Here is a 16,240-nt window from a genome sequence, read left to right as displayed (position 1 = left end):
GATCTTCACGGCGACCCTCTTGTAGGTTGAATGAGTGCTAATAGTTAACTATATCGATCGACGGAATGCGAGGCCTCGCTTCGAATCCGTCGAATTGGTTGACTGATTGCGCTGATAGCTGGAAGATCTGGGCACTAGCCGCGAGGAGGCGCCATGGTCGGTGACAGGGACACCGCTGACAGGTACTTCGAGCCCCGGGTGGAGACCATGCCCCGCGAGGAGCTGCGCGCGGGGCAGGAGGAACGGGTTCTGGAGCTCGTCCAGTACGCCTATGGCAACTCGGACTTCTACCGCGAGCTCTGGGACGAGCACGGGGTGCACCCGCGCGACATCCGGTCCCTGGAGGACTTCCGGGCACGGATTCCGTTCATCACCAAGGACATGATTCGCTCCTACCGGACCCGCACCGGCGATCCCTTCGCCGGCCTGCTCTGCGTCCCGGTCGAGGAGCTGACCTCGGTCTCCTCCAGTTCGGGCACCACCGGTGACCCGGAGTTCTTCGCCGAGATCTGGCAGGACGCGCCGCCCCTGGTGACCGCGCAGGTACGTGACCTGTGGGAGCTGGGCCTTCGGCCCGGAGACCGGGTGCTGAGCCCGCCCGGCACCTTCCGCAACTTCATGGACGCCGGCTTCCAGGCGCTGGGCGCGGTGGTCATCGAGGTGGACACCTGGATGGGGAACATGCCCGAGGTCGTCGAGGCCCTGCGCACCTACCGCCCCGCCTATCTGCAGATGATGTATCCGCAGATGGTGGAGCTGGAGCACCTGGCCGAGAAGACGGATCTGAAGGAGGCTTTCTCCTCCCTCAAGGGGGCCTCCTGCGCCGGGCAGCCCCTCAGCCGGAAGATGCGCGAGCGGATCCGTGACGACTGGGGCATCGACGTCTACGAGTACACCAGCGCGGCCGACACAGGCACCGCCTGGGAGTGCGGCGAGCACGACGGCTTCCACCTCTGGGAGGACACCGTCTTCGCGGAGTGCGTCGAGGTCGAGGGCCAAGGATGGCGCGACGTGGCGGAGAGCGATCTCGGCGAACTGGTCGCCACCGACCTGGACAACCGGGCCGCGCCGCTGATCCGTTACCGCAGCGAGGACCTCGTCCGCCTCTCCCGCGACACCTGCGGCTGCGGCCGCACCCACGCGCGCATGTGGGTGGCCGGGCGGCGCGGCGACGAGACGGTGGTACAGGGGCGCTCCGTGGTCCTGCGGGATGTCTGGCAGGCGGTGGAGGACCAGCCGGAGACCGTCGCGGGGGTCTTCCAGATCGTCCGGGACCGGCGCGAGGTCGACGAACTTCGGCTGCGCGTCGGCTACGACCCCCATCTCACCGGCGACGTCGACGCCCTGGCCGGGCGCCTGAGCGAGGCCGTGCGCGAGCGGACCGGAGTCAAGCCGGTGCTCGACATGCGCACCGAGGAGGACCTGTTGAAGACCATGACCAGCGTCGCCAAGTTCCCCCGGGTGGTGAAGCACTGATGGCCCGCGCCGACACCCTGGCCCGGGCCAGGAAACTCGACCGCCCCGAACTCGCCTACCTCATGCGTTTCCCCACCGCCGACGGCATGCAGGACTTGGGGCTGACCTGGGCGGAACTCGCCCGCGACACCGACTGGGCCGCCGAACGGCTGCGGGAACACGGCCTCGCCGCCGGGCAGCGGGCCCTGCTGACCGCCTCCGGCTTCGAGGGCTTCTGGGGCCACGCGGTGATCGGCGCCCTGCGCACATTGAAGGTGCCGTACGGCATCGCCGAGGCGATGGGCTGGGACCACCGCCGCACCGCGGTCTTCCACCGCGAGCTGACCCCGCACGCGGTGATCGGCCTGTCGGCGGAGACCCTGGAGGGGCTCGCCGGCATGGCCGACATCGGCGAGATGTTCCGGTCCACGCCCGTCGTGCTGGCGCGGCCGGCCGCCGTGCCGCTGCTGCGCGGAGTGGGGGTGACCGCCTCCGTGATCTCGGCCGTGGGACCGGCTCTCGCGCTGGAGTGCCCGGAGCGGAGCGGTGCGCACGTCAACGCCGCCGAATGGCGGTTCGGCGAGCGGGACGGACAGCTGACCGTGGCGGCGGGGGAGGGGCGCGCGTCGCCGCTGCCCGAGACACCGCTCGGCATCGCGGGCCGTGTCGTCACCGGCCGGTGCGGCTGCGGCAGCGAGAACCCGCGGGTCCTGCTCGCCGAGGCCAACTGACTTTCCCCATAGAGGAGTTGAGCATGTCTGAAGGAGTGGTCGACGGCCGGGTCGTGGTCGTCACCGGCGCCGGCAACGGGATCGGCAGGGCGCACGCCCTGGCGTTCGCCGCGCAGGGCGCGAAGGTCGTGGTCAACGACTTGGGCGGCTCACGTGACGGGGCCGGTTCCTCGGCCGGGCCCGCCCAGACCGTGGTCGACGAGATCGTCGCGGCCGGCGGCGAAGCGGTGGCCAACACGGACGACATCTCCACCTGGGAGGGCGCGGGCCACCTCGTCCGGCAGGCAGTGGACACCTACGGCGGTCTGGATGTTCTGGTCAACAACGCCGGCATCCTGCGCGATCGGATGATCGTGTCGATGACCGAGCGGGACTGGGACAGCGTGCTCGCCGTCCATCTCAAGGGCAGCTTCGCCACCCTGCACCACGCGGCCGCGTACTGGCGCGAGCGCGCCAAGTCCGGCCAGGACAACGACGCCCGCCTGATCAACACGACCTCACCGTCCGGCATCTTCGGCAACCCCGGCCAGTCGAACTACGGCTCCGCCAAGGCCGGCATCGCCAGCCTCACCCTCATCGCCGCCGCCGAACTCGCCCGCTACGGCGTGACGGTGAACGCCATCGCGCCCACCGCGCTGACCCGGCTGACCGAGGACATCGAGATGATGAAGCAGGCCGCCGAGAGTCAGGACCTGACCCCTGAGGCGATCTCGCCGCTGGTGGTGTGGCTGGGCTCGGCGGCGTCGCGCGAGGTCACCGGCCGGGTGTTCGGCGTCGTCGGCAACCGCATCACAGTCCTGGAGGGCTGGGTCAACGGCCCCGGCGCGAGCGCCGACACTCGCTGGACGCCGGAAGAGCTGTCCTCCGTCGTCCCCAACCTGGTGGCCAAGGCGGCTCCGAACGCCGACGCCCTCGGCAACCGGAACGGGGCCTGAGATGACGACGACACAACAACGGCCGGTCGCCGAGGGCCTGTTCACCTGGCCGCCCGCCGCCGCACCTCTTCGGTTGATCGGTTCCGAGTGCACGGTGTGCGGCCTGGTGAGTTTCCCGGCGGCCTCGGACTGCGTCCGGTGCGCGAGCACGGAGTCGAAGGAACGCCTGCTGGCGGACCGCGGCACGCTGTGGACTTACACGACCCAGGACTTCCGCCCGCCGTCCCCGCCGTACGACGGCCCGGAGGCCTTCGAGCCCTACGCCGTCGGGTACATCGAACTCCCCGGCGAGCTGCTGGTCGAGGCCCGCCTCACCGAACCCGACCCGGAGAAGCTGCGGATCGGGCAGGACATGCGGCTGACGCTGGTGCCCTACACCGTGCAGGACGACGGCACCGAGGTCATGACGTTCGCGTTCGCCCCCGCCGAAGAGTCCGCCCCGTCCGAGGAGGAGACACCGTGACCGAGGCCGTCATCATCGGCGTGGGGCTCCACCCCTTCGGCCGGTTCTCCGGAAAACCCGCGCTGGACATGGGCGCGCACGCCGTACGGCTGGCGCTCGCCGACGCGGGCGTGACCTGGCCGCAGATCCAGGGCGGGTACATCGGCAGCTACGAGGTCGCCAACCCGGACGCGATCGTCGGTCGGCTCGGCCTGACCGGAGTGCCGCTGCGCGGGGTGTTCAACGGCTGCGCCACGGCCGGTACGGCGGTGGCGCTGGCCGCCCGCGCGATCGAGACCGGCGAGCACGACCTGGCCATCGCGATCGGCCTCGACAAGCACCCGCGCGGCGCGTTCGCCGCCGACCCGTCCGTGGCCGGCATCCCCTCCTGGTACGGGCAGACCGGGCTCTTCCTCACCACCCACTTCTTCGGCATGAAGATCAACCGCTATATGCACGAGCACGGCATCTCCCACGAGACGCTCGCGCGCGTGGCCTCCAAGAACTTCCGCAACGCGGCCGGAAACGAGAAGGCCTGGCGCCGTACGCCCCTGTCGCCCGAGGAGGTCCTCGCCTCTCCGGTCCTCAACTACCCCCTGCGCCAGTTCATGTACTGCGGCCCGAACGAGGGCGCCGCGGCCGTCGTGATGTGCCGGGCCGACCAGGCCCACAAGTACACGTCCACCCCCGTGCGGGTCCGAGCCACCGCCCTGCGCAGCCGCAGGCTCGGCGCCTTCGAGGTGCAGAGCCCGTCGTTCCCCGTCGGAGAGTCCGTCGAGAGCCCGACCGTGGACGCCTCCCGGGCGGCGTACGAGCTCGCGGGCATCGGCCCCGAGGACGTGGACGTTGCCCAGCTCCAGGACACCGACGCCGGCTCGGAGATCATCCACATGGCGGAGAACGGCCTCTGCAAGGACGGCGAGCAGGAACGCCTCATCGCCGAGGGCGCCACCGAGATCGGTGGCCGGCTCCCGGTCAACACCGACGGCGGACTGCTCGGCAACGGGGAACCGATCGGGGCGTCCGGGCTGCGCCAGATCCACGAGATCGTCCTCCAACTGCGCGGTACGGCGGGCATGCGCCAGATCCCCGGTACGCCGCGCGTCGGCTTCACCCACCTGTACGGCGCGCCCGGCGCGTCGGCGGTGACGATCCTCTCCACCTGACAGCGGAGCGAACACGCGATGGAACAGGACATGCAGGACTTCGCCGCCGATGTGCGCCGCTTCCTCGACGCGCATGTGGCGAAGGCCCCCGACCGCGCCGCCTTCACCTGGGGCGAGGGCAACGACTCGATGGCGTACTTCAGCAGCCTCCCGCCCGAGGAGGATCGGGAGCACGTACAGCGGGCGCGGGAGTGGCAGCGGATCCGCCACGAGAACGGCTTCGGCTGGATCACCGGACCGGTGGAGTACGGCGGCCGGGGCCTGACGCCCGTCCACGACCTGCTCTACGACGCCATCGAGTCCGAGTACGACGTCGCCGACACCGGCGTGCTCGGCGTGATCGGCCTGGGCATGATCGGACCGACGATCCTCGCCCACGCCCAACCGCACATCAAGGACCGCTGGCTGCCCGCGATGTACCGCGGGGACGCCATCGCCTGCCAGCTGTTCAGCGAGCCCGGCGCGGGATCCGACCTGGCGAGCGTGGCGACCCGAGCCGTCCGCGCGGGCGGGGACTGGGTGCTGAACGGGCAAAAAGTGTGGACCTCGGTCGCCCAGCACAGCCAGATCGGCCTCGCCCTCACCCGCACGAACCCGGACGCCCCCAAGCACCGTGGCATCACGGCCTTCCTGGTCCCCATGGACGCCCTCGGCGTCGAGGTACGGCCGCTGCGGCAGATGACCGGCGGCGCCGACTTCAACGAGGTCTTCCTCACCGACGTACGCATCCCCGACGACCACCGCCTCGGCGAGGTCGACGGCGGCTGGACCGTCGCCCTGACCACCCTGATGAACGAGCGCGCGACGGTCGGCAGCGAGGGCGCCGGCCCGGTGGCCGCAGCCCTGTCCCCGGACCGGCTCTCCGCGCTGATGCGCGCCACCTGGACCTGGGACGACCGCGCCCTGCGCGCCCGCCTCGCCGAACTCCTGGTGGACACGATGGCCACCGAACACCTCAACACCCGGGCCCTGCGCAAGCTCCGCAGCGGGGTCGCACCGGGACCCGAGATGTCCGTCTCGAAGCTGATGTACGGTCAGAACCTCACCCGGGCCGCCCACTTCATCGCGGACGCCCTCGGCCCGCGCGCGATCGCCGACACCGGACAGTGGGGCACGTACGCCTGGACCGAACTGCTCCTCGCCACCCCGGCGTTGCGCATCCTCGGCGGGACCGAGGAGATCATGAAGAACATCCTCGCGGAACGTGTCCTCGGGCTGCCCAAGGAACCGGTGGCCACCGCTGCCAAGGAGGTGCGGTCGTGACCGCCGAAGAGAGCGAACTGCGGGAACTGCGGGCCTCCGTACGGCAGTTCCTGGAGGCCAAGTCGCCTGAGGAAGCCGTGCGCAAGCTCATGGAGAGCGAACCGCGCTTCGATCCCGCGGTATGGGCGCAGGCGGTCGACCAGCTACGGCTGCCGGGCCTGGCCATCCCCGAGGAATACGGCGGCGACGGCTTCGGAATGGTCGAACTCGGCGTCGTACTGGAGGAGATGGGCCGCGCCCTGCTGTGCGCCCCCTTCTTCGCCACGGTCGTACTCGCGGCCCAGGCACTGCTCGCCTCCGGGGACCGGGAAGCCTGTGCACGCCACCTCCCCGGCATCGCCGCCGGTCGCACCACGGCCACCCTCGCCGTCGCCGAGGACAGCGGCTTCTGGGACGCCGCCCTGATCTCCGCGCGCGCCGTGCCGGACGGAGACGGCGGCTGGAAGCTGAGCGGCCGCAAGTGCTTCGTCATCGACGGTACGACGGCCGATCTGCTGCTCGTCGTCGCCCGTACCGTCGCCGGCCCCTCGCTCTTCGCCGTCGACCTGCAGGCGACGGGGTTGGCGGTCGAGCCGATGGAGACCCTGGACGCCACCCGGTCGATGGCCCGGCTGACCTTCGACGCCATGCCCGCGACGCGCATCGGCGCGGACGGGGCGGGCGGCCGCATCATGGCCAAGGTCCTGGACATCGCCACGGTCGCGCTGGCCGCCGAGCAGGCGGGCGGGGCGCGCAGGTGCCTGGAGATGAGCGCCGAATACGCCCGTACCCGGCATCAGTTCGGCCGGCCGATCGGCTCCTTCCAAGCCGTCAAGCACAAGTGCGCGGACATGCTCGTCCAGGTGGAACTGGCCGAGGCCTCTTCCCGGGAGGCGGCCCGGCTGGCCGCCGAGGACCCCGCGGACTTCCCGGTCGCGGCGGCCGTGGCGCACGCGTGCTGCTCACGGGCGTACATGTTCGCGGCCATGGAGAACATCCAGGTCCACGGCGGCATCGGCTTCACCTGGGAGCATCCGGCCCACCTGTACTTCCGGCGGGCCAAGTCCTCGCAGCTGCTCTTCGGCGGGCCGGCCGTGTATCACGAGCGGCTGTTGGACCGGCTCGGTATCTGACCCGAGCGCAGGGCCTGGGACCGGGCCGGGGCGGGCGATTGCGCGCGGAGCGAGTACAGGATCGGCAGGTGGGAGTGCCCGAAGGGGAGCCTGTACGGGCCGTCTTCGCCCTGGCGGAGGAAGCCGCGGGGGTCGATCTCGGTGGCGATGTGTTCGCCCAGGTGCTTCGTGACGAGGCCCGCTTCCGCGGCAGCGGTGACGATCTCACCGATCGAGTACGGGTACTGGACGGTCTCCTGGGCCGGCGTCGTCAGGCCGGGATCGGCGTAGGTTCCGGTTTCCGTCTCGCGCTGCGGCTCGCCCCCGCCGTAGGGCCAGTCGACGACCAGTGGATCGAGGGCGGCGACCGTCTGGAACGCCGGATGCATGTCCACCAGCACCAGGCTCCCGCCCGGCTTCAGCACCATGGCCGCACCTCGCATCCAGGCCTTGACGTCGGCGACCCAGCACAGCACCCCGTACGTGGCGACGACCAGGTCGAAGCGGCCTGCCAGATGCGCAGGCAGCCGCTGGGTGTCGGCCTCGACGAAGGTGGCCTCGAGACCGGCTCGTTCGGCAAGCAGCCGAGCCCTGTCGATCGCCGCCGATGAGAAGTCGACGCCGGTGACCCGGGCACCCAGACGAGCCCAGTTCAGTGTGTCCATTCCGAAGTGGCACTGCAGGTGGAGCAGATCCTTCCCGGTCACGTCACCCGCAAGCTCACGCTCGATGGCATAGAGCGTCTGGCGCCCGGCGAGGAAGGAATCGACGTCGTAGAACCGGTCCGTGGGAGTCGAACCGTGGATGCGGGCACGCTGGTCCCACAGCGCACGATTCAGCGCGAGGCCGTCTTCGTCGCTCGGCATGGTGTCGGTCATGCGCCGAGAATGACACACCTCGTCGGGCGGGTTCAGCCCCGAGCGGCCTCACCGAGCAGCGCCTTGGCGATGATCACTTGCTGGATCTGGCTGGTGCCCTCGTAGATGCGGAAAAGGCGGGCGTCGCGGTAGAAGCGCTCGACGGCGACCCCGCGCATATAGCCCGCGCCGCCGTGGATCTGTACCGCGCGGTCCGCGACCCGCCACACCATCTCGCTGGCGAAGTACTTCGTGCAGGAGGGGCCGATCTTGGTGTCGGTGCCGGCGTCGAAGGCGCGGGCGGCCTCCAGAACCGTGGCGCGTCCGGCGTAGTAGTCGGTCATCGAGTCGGCGATCAGGCCCTGGACGAGCTGGAAGGAGCCGATGAGCTTGCCGGACTGACGGCGGGTGCGGGCGTACTCGACCGACTCGTCGACCAGGCGCTGGGCCATGCCCACGCACAGCGCCGAGATGTGCACGCGGCCGTGCGCGATGCAGCCCATGGCCGTGGCGAAGCCCCGGTTCAGGCCGTCCTCGCCGCCGACGAGGGCGGAGGCCGGTACGCGTACGTCGTCGAAGTGCACGTCAGCGGTCCACGCGCCGAGCTGGCCCATCTTGTGGTCCTTGGGCGCCACGGTGAGGCCCGGGGTGCCGGCCGGGACCAGGAAGGTGGAGATGCCTCGGGTGCGCGGGGCGTCGGGGTCGGTGCGGGCGAAGACCATGAAGACGTCGGCGAGCGGGGCGTTGGTGATGTACCGCTTGGCGCCGTTGATCACCCACGTGTCGCCGTCCAGGTGGGCGCGCGTGGTGAGTGTCGACGGGTCGGAGCCGGCCTCGGGCTCGGTGAGCGCGAACGACGCCAGGACGTCACCCGAGGCGATCCTCGGCAGCCACTCCGCCTTCTGCTCCTCGGTGCCGCCCACCATGAGGACATGACCCGCGATGCCGTTGTTGGTGCCGAACATCGAACGCAGCGACGGGGTCGTGTAGCCCAGCTCGAACATCAGCTGGGCCTCCTCGTACATCGACAGACCCAGCCCGCCGTACTCCTCGGGCAGCGCGAAGCCGAAGAGGCCCATCTTCTTGGCCGCCTCGCGGATGTCCGCGGGCATCTCGTCCTTCTCGTCGATCTCCGCCTCGAGCGGCACGACGCGTTCCCGGACGAAACGCCGGACCTCGGACAGCACCGCGCTGAAGTCAGCCGCGTCCATGTCGACTCTCCCTTGTTGCCCTCATCGGTCTCATTGATCTGTCTCGTCAGGCTTCTCGGCAGGCCGGTAGCACACGGCGAGCAGCGCCGCCGCGCTCGCCGTGCCGATTCCCGCGGCCAGCAACGCGGGCCCCGCTCCTGCGCGTTGGCGTCGCATCAGCCCGTCGAGCGAGTACTTGCCGTTGCCCAGCGCGGCCAGCGCGACGGCCGCGCCGCCCACGACACCGACGTACTCCCAGCCGCCCTTGAAGACGAAGAAGCCCTTGCCGCGGTGGTCGGTGCGAGCTGCCACGGTCATCAGGCCGACGGCCGCCGCCGGGAGGGGGTTGGCCGCGCCCAGGGTGATGCCCAGGCCTGCCGCCATCTCGGTCCCGGCCGCCATGCGGGCGTGCGCCTCTGCGGGCTGCAGACCGAGTGCCTCGAACCATCCCGTCGTGCCCTTGAGTCCGCCCGGCCCTGCGACCTTGTTCCAGCCGTGCGCGAAGAGCATCGGGCCGAGGGTCGCGCGGAGGACGAGGGCGGCTGCGTCGTGGCCCTTCACTGGCCGACTCCCGTCGCCCGGCCCGCCGGAACGACGCCGTACAACTGCGGTACGGCGTCGATGAGTTCGTTGTAGGTGAGGGCCTGTCCGGACTGGCTGGGATGGACGCCTGCGACGGTCCAGCCCTGCAGCCGGTTCAGCCTGTTGCCCTCGATGCGCAGGACCTGGCCGGTCAGCCAGGCCGCGCTGTCGGAGGCCAGGTAGACGACGACACCGGAGGCGTTGGCGGGATCGCGCGGGTCGAAGCCGTCGACGGCCTGGAGGGACTCGCCGACGGCCAGTCCGTCCGTCATCCGCGTGGCCGCGATCGGCGAGATGGCGTTCGCGGTGACGCCGTACCGGCGCATCTCCAGGGCTGTGAGGACGGTGAGCCCGGCTATCCCGGCCTTCGCGGCCCCGTAGTTGGACTGCCCCTGATTGCCGAACAGTCCGGTCCCGGACGTCGTGTTGATCACCCGGCCCGCGACCCGCTCGCCCCGCTTCGACGCCTCGCGCCAGTACGCGCACGCGTGCCGGGTCAACGCGAAGGTGCCCTTGAGATGGACGGCGATGACGGTGTCGAACTCGGCCTCGGTCATCGAGAACAGCATGCGGTCGCGTACGATCCCCGCGTTGTTCACCACGATGTCGAGGCGGCCGAACTCCGCGACGGTGTCCGCGACCATGGTCTCGGTCGCCGCCCAGTCGGTCACCGAGGAGTGGTTGGCGATCGCCCGGCCGCCGAGCTTGGTGATCTCGGCGACGACCTCGTCGGCGGGGGAGTCGCCGGTCTGTTCTCCGTGTATGCCGGAGCCGAGGTCGTTCACCACCACGGTCGCGCCGGCCTCAGCGAGCGCCAGGCAGTGCGCCCGGCCCAGCCCTCTGCCACCGCCGGTGACGATGGCGACCTTGTCGTCGAGGATGCCCACGCCGTACCTCCAGATGTATGGGTTCAGTTGAGTTCGCGGAGTACTTCGTCGGTGTGCTCGCCCAGCGTCGGCGCCCCGCCGCGCGGTTTCTCGTCGACTCCCCAGAAGCTGACGGGCGTCGCCACGGTCCTCAGCGGCGGAGCCTCGCCCATACCGGGCTGTTCGACGAACGCCCCGACCGCCTCCGCCTGCGGATCGGCCGACACCTCCGCCAGGGTCTGCACGGGCGCCCACCACACGGCCTCGGCGTCGAACCGCTGCGCCCAGTCGTCCAGCGGCCGCTTGGCGAACTCCTCGTCGAACAAGGCGATCAGCTCACGTACGTGGCTACGCCGGGCCTTGCCGGTCGCGAACCGCTCGTCCGTCGCCAGGTCCTCGCGGCCGAGTGCCTTGACGACACCGGGCCAGTGCCGGTTGCCCTCCAGGCCGACCAGCCAGAACCAGCGGTCGTCGGCGGCGCGGTAGCAGTTGTAGAGCGGGGACTCGTGCTCGGTACGGTGGCGGGTACGGCCACGCTTGCCGAAGAAGTTCTGCAGGGCGAGGTCGTTCCCGTTGGCGTACGTGCCGGAACGGAGCAGGGACACGTCCACCACGCCGCCCTCGCCGGTGCGTTCGCGTCGCAGCAGCGCGGCCAGCACGCCGGCCACCAGGTTGGCGGCGGCCGTACGGTCGCCGAGGCCGGGCCGGATGCCGGGCGGCGGCTCTCCGGCCGGGTTGAGCATGGCGGCGATGCCGGGCCGGGCCCAGAACGCGGAGACGTCGTAACCGGCGCGGTCGCGCTCGGCGCCCGTCCAGCCGTAGCCCGTCAACGTGCCGACGACCAGGCGGGGATGGCGGGTGCGCAGCGCGTCCGGGGACAGCCCCAGCCGCTCCAGAGCGCCCGGGCGGAGATTGGTGACGAACACGTCGGCGCGTTCCAGCAGCCGCTCCAGTACGTCCTTGCCCTCCTCCGAGCGCAGGTCGAGGACGATCCCGCGCTTGCCGCGGTTGTCGGTCTCGAACGGGGGCGCGCTGTCGATGTCCTGGCCGACGTGCTTGAGCGTGTAGCGGTTGGGGTCGCCGGTCGGCGCCTCCACCTTCACCACGTCCGCGCCCCAGTCGGCGAGCATGGTGGCCGCGGCCGGTGCCGCCACCCACATGCCCAGCTCGACGACGGAATAGCCCTCGAGTGGCCGCACGGTCCACCTCCAGATCTGTCGGGGCGCCTGCTACACGCCTGCTTCACGCCTGCCGTACGCCTGCTACACGCCGCGGAAGTCGCCCGGTCGGCGTTCCCGGAAGGCCTTGAGTCCCTCGGCCCGGTCCTCGGTGCAGAACAGCACCGAGACGGTTTCGCGCTCGTACGCGATGGCCGCCTCCAGGTCCATGCCGAGCCCGTAGTCGATGAGCCGCTTGCCCGCCGCGAGCGCCAGCGGAGCGCCGGCGGCAAGCCGCGCCGCCAACTCCTCCGCGGCCTTGAGCGCGCCGCCGGGCTCGGCCAGTTCGTTGACCAGCCCGAGCGCGTGGGCCCGCTCCGCGCCGATCGGCTCGCCGGTGAGGATCATCTGCTTCGCGATCGCCGGCGGTACGAGGCGCGGCAGCCGCTGGGTGCCGCCCGCGCCCGGCAGCACGCCGAGCTTCATCTCGGGCAGGCCGAGCCGTGCGCCGCGCTCCGCCACCCGCAGGTCGCAGGCGAGGGCCAGCTCCAGACCGCCGCCGAAAGCGAACCCGTGAATGGCCGCGACCGAGGGCTTGGGGAAGTCCTCCAGAAGCGCGTACGCCTCGGTGAGGCGCCCCACGAAAGCACGGAACTGCCCGGGTGCCGTGAACGACTCGATCTCACCGAGGTCGGCACCGGCCGAGAAGGCCCGTCCCGCGCCGGTCACGACCAGGGCACGTACGTCGTCGTTGTCGCGGATGTCGGCGAGGGCTTGTCTCAGTCGCGCCACGGTCTCGGAGCCGATGGCGTTGAGCTGCCCCGGCCGGTCGAGGGTCAACACGGCGATCCGGTCCCGGAGTTCGACATGCAGCACGCAGCTCACCTCAGACCATCGTGAGGCCGCCGCTGACCGAGAGCGTCTGCCCGGTCATGTAGGCGGCGTCGTCGGACGCGAGGAAGGCCACCACACCGGCGATGTCGGCGGGCTGGGCGACGCGGCGCAGCGGTATCGCCCGCACGGTCGCGTCGTACATCTTCTGGCTGTACTCGGCGACCTGCCCGAGCAGCGCGGTGTCGGTCGGCCCCGGGCAGACGCTGTTCACGGTGATGCCGTACCGGGCGACCTCGCGGGCCAGCGCCTTGCCGAAGGCGATGACTCCGCCCTTCGTCGCGGAGTACACGACCTCGCCGGAGGAGCCGACCCGGCCGGCGTCCGAGGCGATGTGGACGACCCGGCCGCCGCCACGCTCGATCATCGAGTCCAGCGTGGCCCGGGTCATCGTGATGGTGCCGCGCAGGTTGACGGCGATGATCCGGTCCCAGGTCTCCTCGGTCGTGTCGACGAAGCGGCCGATGACGTCGATTGCCGCGTTGTTGACCAGGATGTCCACCGGACCGAGTTCCGCGGTCACCCGCTCCACGGCCGTGTGTACGGCCGCACTGTCGGAGATGTCCGCGCCGACCCCCGTCGCCCGCACCGCGTACCGTTCCGCGAGCTGGGCGGCGACCTTGCCGGCGGCCTCCGGGTCCAGGTCGCAGACGGCCACCGCGGCTCCGTGGGCGGCGAGCCGGTCGGCGATCGCCTCGCCGATGCCGCGTCCCGCTCCGGTGACGAGCGCCACCTTGTCCCGTACGCTCACGCGCCCTCCCTCGCCCAGATCCCGATACAGCGCTATCGTATAACTACTTCAGCTAAATAAGCGAGATGCGTGAGTGGAGTCGAGCATGCGCCGTACGATCTTCACCGAGGAGCACGAGCTGTTCCGCGAGACCGCCCGCACCTTCTACCTGCGCGAATGCGCCCCGTACGCCGAGCAGTGGGAACGCGACGGCCAGGTGAGCCGCGCCGCGTGGGCGGCCGCGGGCAAGGCCGGACTCATCGGCTGGCAGTTCCCCGAGGAGTACGGCGGCCAGGGAATCTGGGACTTCCGCTACAACGCCATCATGGCGGAGGAAATGGCGGCCACGAGCTCGGTCGGCATCGGACTCGGGCTGCAGAACGACGTCATACCGCCCTATCTGATGCGTCTCACCACGCCGGAGCAGAAGGCCCGATGGCTGCCCGGAGTGATCAGCGGCGAGACGATCTGCGCGCTCGCGCTGTCCGAGCCGTCCGCCGGCTCAGACCTCAAGGGCATCCGCACCACCGCCCGCCGGGACGGCGACAAGTGGGTGATCGACGGCTCCAAGACCTTCATCACCAACGGCATCCTGGCCGACCTGGTCATCGTCGCCTGCAAGACCGACCCGGAGGCCGGGCACAAGGGCATCAGCCTGATCGTCGTCGAGCGCGGCACCGAGGGCTTCGAGCGCGGACGTAAGCTCGACAAGGTCGGGATGAAGGCCCAGGACACCGCCGAACTCTTCTTCCACGAGGTCCGCGTCCCCGCCGAGAACCTCATCGGACAGGAGGGGCGCGGTTTCTACCACATGATGGGCAACCTTCCGACCGAGCGGCTCGCCATCGCCGTCTCCTCGTTGGCGGCGGCCGAGCGGGCCTACGCGCTGGCACTGGACTACGCCAAGACCCGCACGGCTTTCGGGCAGCCGATAGGGGAGTTCCAGGCCAACAGGTTCGCGCTCGCCGACATCAAGGCCAAGCTGAGCGCCGCCCGGGTCTACGTCGACGGCTGCATCATGGCCCTCTTTCAGGGCGAGCTGACGCCCGAGGAGGCCGCGGCCGCCAAGTACTGGACCTCGGAGACCGGCTGGGAGGTCATCGACCGCTGTATGCAGCTCTTCGGCGGCTACGGCTACGTCAACGAGTACGAGATCGCGCGCGTCTGGCGGGACAGCCGGGTGCAGCGGGTGTTCGGCGGGACGTCGGAAATCATGCTGGAGATCATCGGGCGGTCGCTCGGCCTGTGAGCCGGTGAGTCTGTGGTGTGCGAGCGGGCGAATCGAGGAGCGTGCCACGCATTGACTACCTTGGCTAAATAGGTTAGCTATTTAACCTGGATGCGCGCGGGACGGCGCCAGACGGTTTCTAGGAGGCATCCGTGGTCACGGTCGATGTGAAGCTGCACCAGGACAGAGCGGAACACGATCTGCCGCAGCCGCGGCTGGTCATCGGCGGCAAGGACGTCACCGACACGAGCGGCGGAGTCTACGAGCACCGCAACCCGGCGACCGGCCTGGTCCAGGCGCACATCCCGCTCGCGGGGGCCGCCGAGGTGGACCGGGCAGTGGCGGCCGCACGCCAGGCCTTCGAAGTGTGGGGCACCATGCGCCCCGCCGAGCGCCGACGGCTGCTCACCCGCTTCGCCCAGCTGCTCCGCGACCACATCGCCGACTTCGCGGCCATCTGTCCGCTGGAGAACGGCGTGTGCATCGGCGGCTGGGCGGAGAACGTCGGACCGCATGTCGCCGAGTGGACCGAGTACTACGCCGGCTGGGCCGACAAGATCGAGGGCATGGTCGGCGCGGCCTACAGCCCGCACGAGAACGTCGAGTACACCATCGCCGAGCCGTACGGCGTCATCGGCCACATCATCACCTGGAACTCGCCCGCGTTGTCCCTCGCGATGAAGGTCCCGCCGTCACTCGCCGCCGGGAACACCGTGGTCATCAAACCGGCCGAGTCCACGCCGTTCTCCGCGCTGCTCTTCGCCGACCTGGCCCGCGAGGCGGGCATCCCGGAGGGCGTCATCAACGTCGTCACCGGGCTCGGCGACGCGGGATCGGCCCTGGTCACCCACCCCGGCGTCGACAAGATCTCCTTCACCGGCGGGCCCGCCACCGCGCGCCGCATCATGGCGGACGCGGCCCTGAGCCTCAAGCCCGTCGTCTTCGAGCTGGGCGGCAAGTCCGCCAACCTGCTCTTCGCGGACACCGACCTGGACACCGTGGTGCCGTACTGCGCGGCCTTCGCCATGAGCAACACCGGCCAGGGCTGCGCGCTGCCCACCCGGCTGCTGGTCGAGCGTCCGATCTACGACGAGGTCGTCGCGCGCGTCGCCGGAGTGGTCGCCCACCTGCCCGTCGGCGACCCGCTCGACCCGACGACGTACATCGGACCCCTCATCAGCGAAGCAGCGCGCGACCGCGTCCAGGGCATGATCGACAAGGCGGTCGAGGGCGGTGCGGGCCGACTCGTGTTCGGCGGCGAACGCATCGACTCCGACGGCTACTTCGTCTCCCCGACCGTCTTCGCGGACGTCGACAACCGCAGCGACCTCGCCCAGCAGGAGATTTTCGGCCCGGTCCTGGCCATCACCCCGTTCGACACGGAGGACGAGGCCGTCGCCCTGGCCAACGACTCCGATTACGGCCTGTCCGCCTATATCCAGTCCCGCGACATCGCGCGCGTCAACCGCCTCGTGCCGCGCCTGAAGGCCGGGACGGTCTACGTCAACCCCGGGCCGAATCCGATCACTTCGCCCGCCACGCCGTTCGGTGGTGTCGGCATGAGCGGGTTCGGGCGGGAAGGCGGCAAGGCCGGTCTGGACGAGTTCATCAACGTCAAGGGCGTGGGCATCGGCCGCGTCTGACGGCACCCCACCT

General features: G+C 70.4%; 16 protein-coding genes. 9 read left to right on the top strand and 7 right to left on the bottom strand.

The annotated features are described in order from the left end of the window. Nucleotides 1-153: 153 nt before the first annotated feature. Genes ACTWQR_RS30785 through ACTWQR_RS30755 form a run of 7 tightly spaced genes read left to right on the top strand, consistent with a single transcriptional unit; the run spans nt 154 to nt 7,104 of the window. Complete coding sequence (locus ACTWQR_RS30785; RefSeq protein WP_443230476.1) at nt 154-1,476, top strand: phenylacetate--CoA ligase family protein; 1,323 nt, start codon at nt 154-156, stop codon at nt 1,474-1,476. After that, nucleotides 1,476-2,186, top strand: coding sequence for a hypothetical protein (locus tag ACTWQR_RS30780; protein ID WP_443230475.1), 711 nt, complete (start codon nt 1,476-1,478; stop codon nt 2,184-2,186). The genes ACTWQR_RS30785 and ACTWQR_RS30780 overlap by 1 nt, the downstream gene beginning before the upstream one ends. 23 nt (nt 2,187-2,209) lie before the next feature. Then, entirely contained in the window at nt 2,210-3,121 is a 912-nt protein-coding gene (locus ACTWQR_RS30775) for an SDR family oxidoreductase (RefSeq protein ID WP_443230474.1), read from the top strand. 1 nt (nt 3,122) lies between these two features. Next, nucleotides 3,123-3,584 (top strand): Zn-ribbon domain-containing OB-fold protein, encoded by a 462-nt coding sequence (locus ACTWQR_RS30770; protein ID WP_443230473.1) that lies wholly within the window; start codon nt 3,123-3,125, stop codon nt 3,582-3,584. Continuing rightward, on the top strand, nt 3,581-4,729 hold the full coding sequence (locus ACTWQR_RS30765) for a thiolase family protein (RefSeq protein WP_443230472.1): 1,149 nt from the start codon (nt 3,581-3,583) through the stop codon (nt 4,727-4,729). The genes ACTWQR_RS30770 and ACTWQR_RS30765 overlap by 4 nt, the downstream gene beginning before the upstream one ends. A gap of 18 nt (nt 4,730-4,747) precedes the next feature. Next, on the top strand, nt 4,748-5,992 hold the full coding sequence (locus tag ACTWQR_RS30760) for an acyl-CoA dehydrogenase family protein (RefSeq protein ID WP_443230471.1): 1,245 nt from the start codon (nt 4,748-4,750) through the stop codon (nt 5,990-5,992). Continuing rightward, entirely contained in the window at nt 5,989-7,104 is a 1,116-nt protein-coding gene (locus ACTWQR_RS30755; RefSeq protein WP_443230470.1) for an acyl-CoA dehydrogenase family protein, read from the top strand. Before ACTWQR_RS30760 ends, ACTWQR_RS30755 begins: the two co-directional genes overlap by 4 nt. Here ACTWQR_RS30755 and ACTWQR_RS30750 read toward each other — a convergent pair. The 7 genes from ACTWQR_RS30750 to ACTWQR_RS30720 all read right to left on the bottom strand — a co-directional run bounded on the left by ACTWQR_RS30750 (nt 7,071) and on the right by ACTWQR_RS30720 (nt 13,377). Next, the gene (locus tag ACTWQR_RS30750) at nt 7,071-7,961 is read right to left on the bottom strand and encodes a class I SAM-dependent methyltransferase (protein ID WP_443230469.1); all 891 of its coding nucleotides are present in this window, start codon (nt 7,959-7,961) and stop codon (nt 7,071-7,073) included. The two genes, ACTWQR_RS30755 and ACTWQR_RS30750, sit on opposite strands and share 34 nt — an antisense overlap. Before the next feature lie 32 nt (nt 7,962-7,993). Continuing rightward, a complete protein-coding gene (locus ACTWQR_RS30745; protein WP_443230468.1) occupies nt 7,994-9,151 on the bottom strand; it encodes an acyl-CoA dehydrogenase family protein in 1,158 nt (385 codons plus the stop codon). Between the two features lie 30 nt (nt 9,152-9,181). After that, nucleotides 9,182-9,691: a DoxX family protein gene (locus ACTWQR_RS30740; RefSeq protein WP_443230467.1), complete on the bottom strand. Its 510-nt coding sequence runs from the start codon at nt 9,689-9,691 to the stop codon at nt 9,182-9,184. Further along, complete coding sequence (locus ACTWQR_RS30735; protein ID WP_443230466.1) at nt 9,688-10,599, bottom strand: SDR family NAD(P)-dependent oxidoreductase; 912 nt, start codon at nt 10,597-10,599, stop codon at nt 9,688-9,690. The genes ACTWQR_RS30740 and ACTWQR_RS30735 overlap by 4 nt, the downstream gene beginning before the upstream one ends. A 23-nt stretch (nt 10,600-10,622) precedes the next feature. After that, the gene (locus tag ACTWQR_RS30730; RefSeq protein ID WP_443230465.1) at nt 10,623-11,777 is read right to left on the bottom strand and encodes a CaiB/BaiF CoA transferase family protein; all 1,155 of its coding nucleotides are present in this window, start codon (nt 11,775-11,777) and stop codon (nt 10,623-10,625) included. Nucleotides 11,778-11,840: 63 nt separating this feature from the next. Further along, nucleotides 11,841-12,611 (bottom strand): enoyl-CoA hydratase/isomerase family protein, encoded by a 771-nt coding sequence (locus ACTWQR_RS30725; RefSeq protein ID WP_443230464.1) that lies wholly within the window; start codon nt 12,609-12,611, stop codon nt 11,841-11,843. Between the two features lie 10 nt (nt 12,612-12,621). After that, entirely contained in the window at nt 12,622-13,377 is a 756-nt protein-coding gene (locus ACTWQR_RS30720) for an SDR family NAD(P)-dependent oxidoreductase (RefSeq protein ID WP_443230463.1), read from the bottom strand. An 85-nt stretch (nt 13,378-13,462) separates the two neighbouring features. Between ACTWQR_RS30720 and ACTWQR_RS30715 the strand changes: the two genes are divergently transcribed. Next, nucleotides 13,463-14,605, top strand: a complete 1,143-nt coding sequence (locus ACTWQR_RS30715) for an acyl-CoA dehydrogenase family protein (protein WP_443230462.1) — start codon at nt 13,463-13,465, stop codon at nt 14,603-14,605. Between the two features lie 131 nt (nt 14,606-14,736). Next, nucleotides 14,737-16,227 (top strand): aldehyde dehydrogenase family protein, encoded by a 1,491-nt coding sequence (locus tag ACTWQR_RS30710; RefSeq protein ID WP_443230461.1) that lies wholly within the window; start codon nt 14,737-14,739, stop codon nt 16,225-16,227. The last annotated feature ends 13 nt before the right edge of the window (nt 16,228-16,240 follow it).

The sequence above is a fragment of the Streptomyces sp. 2A115 genome, from assembly GCF_052245575.1.
Lineage (GTDB): Bacteria > Actinomycetota > Actinomycetes > Streptomycetales > Streptomycetaceae > Streptomyces.
The sequence above is the reverse complement of the archived record's forward strand: the minus strand, read 5'-3'. Positions and strand labels throughout refer to the sequence as shown.

Excerpts from the sequence above, each read along its gene's own strand:
- ACTWQR_RS30785 (WP_443230476.1), top strand. The coding sequence starts at position 154 with ATGGTCGGTGACAGGGACACCGCTGACAGGTACTTCGAGCCCCGGGTG.
- ACTWQR_RS30780 (WP_443230475.1), top strand. The coding sequence starts at position 1,476 with ATGGCCCGCGCCGACACCCTGGCCCGGGCCAGGAAACTCGACCGCCCC.
- ACTWQR_RS30775 (WP_443230474.1), top strand. The coding sequence starts at position 2,210 with ATGTCTGAAGGAGTGGTCGACGGCCGGGTCGTGGTCGTCACCGGCGCC.
- ACTWQR_RS30770 (WP_443230473.1), top strand. The coding sequence starts at position 3,123 with ATGACGACGACACAACAACGGCCGGTCGCCGAGGGCCTGTTCACCTGG.
- ACTWQR_RS30760 (WP_443230471.1), top strand. The coding sequence starts at position 4,748 with ATGGAACAGGACATGCAGGACTTCGCCGCCGATGTGCGCCGCTTCCTC.
- ACTWQR_RS30750 (WP_443230469.1), bottom strand. The coding sequence starts at position 7,961 with ATGACCGACACCATGCCGAGCGACGAAGACGGCCTCGCGCTGAATCGT.
- ACTWQR_RS30745 (WP_443230468.1), bottom strand. The coding sequence starts at position 9,151 with ATGGACGCGGCTGACTTCAGCGCGGTGCTGTCCGAGGTCCGGCGTTTC.
- ACTWQR_RS30715 (WP_443230462.1), top strand. The coding sequence starts at position 13,463 with ATGCGCCGTACGATCTTCACCGAGGAGCACGAGCTGTTCCGCGAGACC.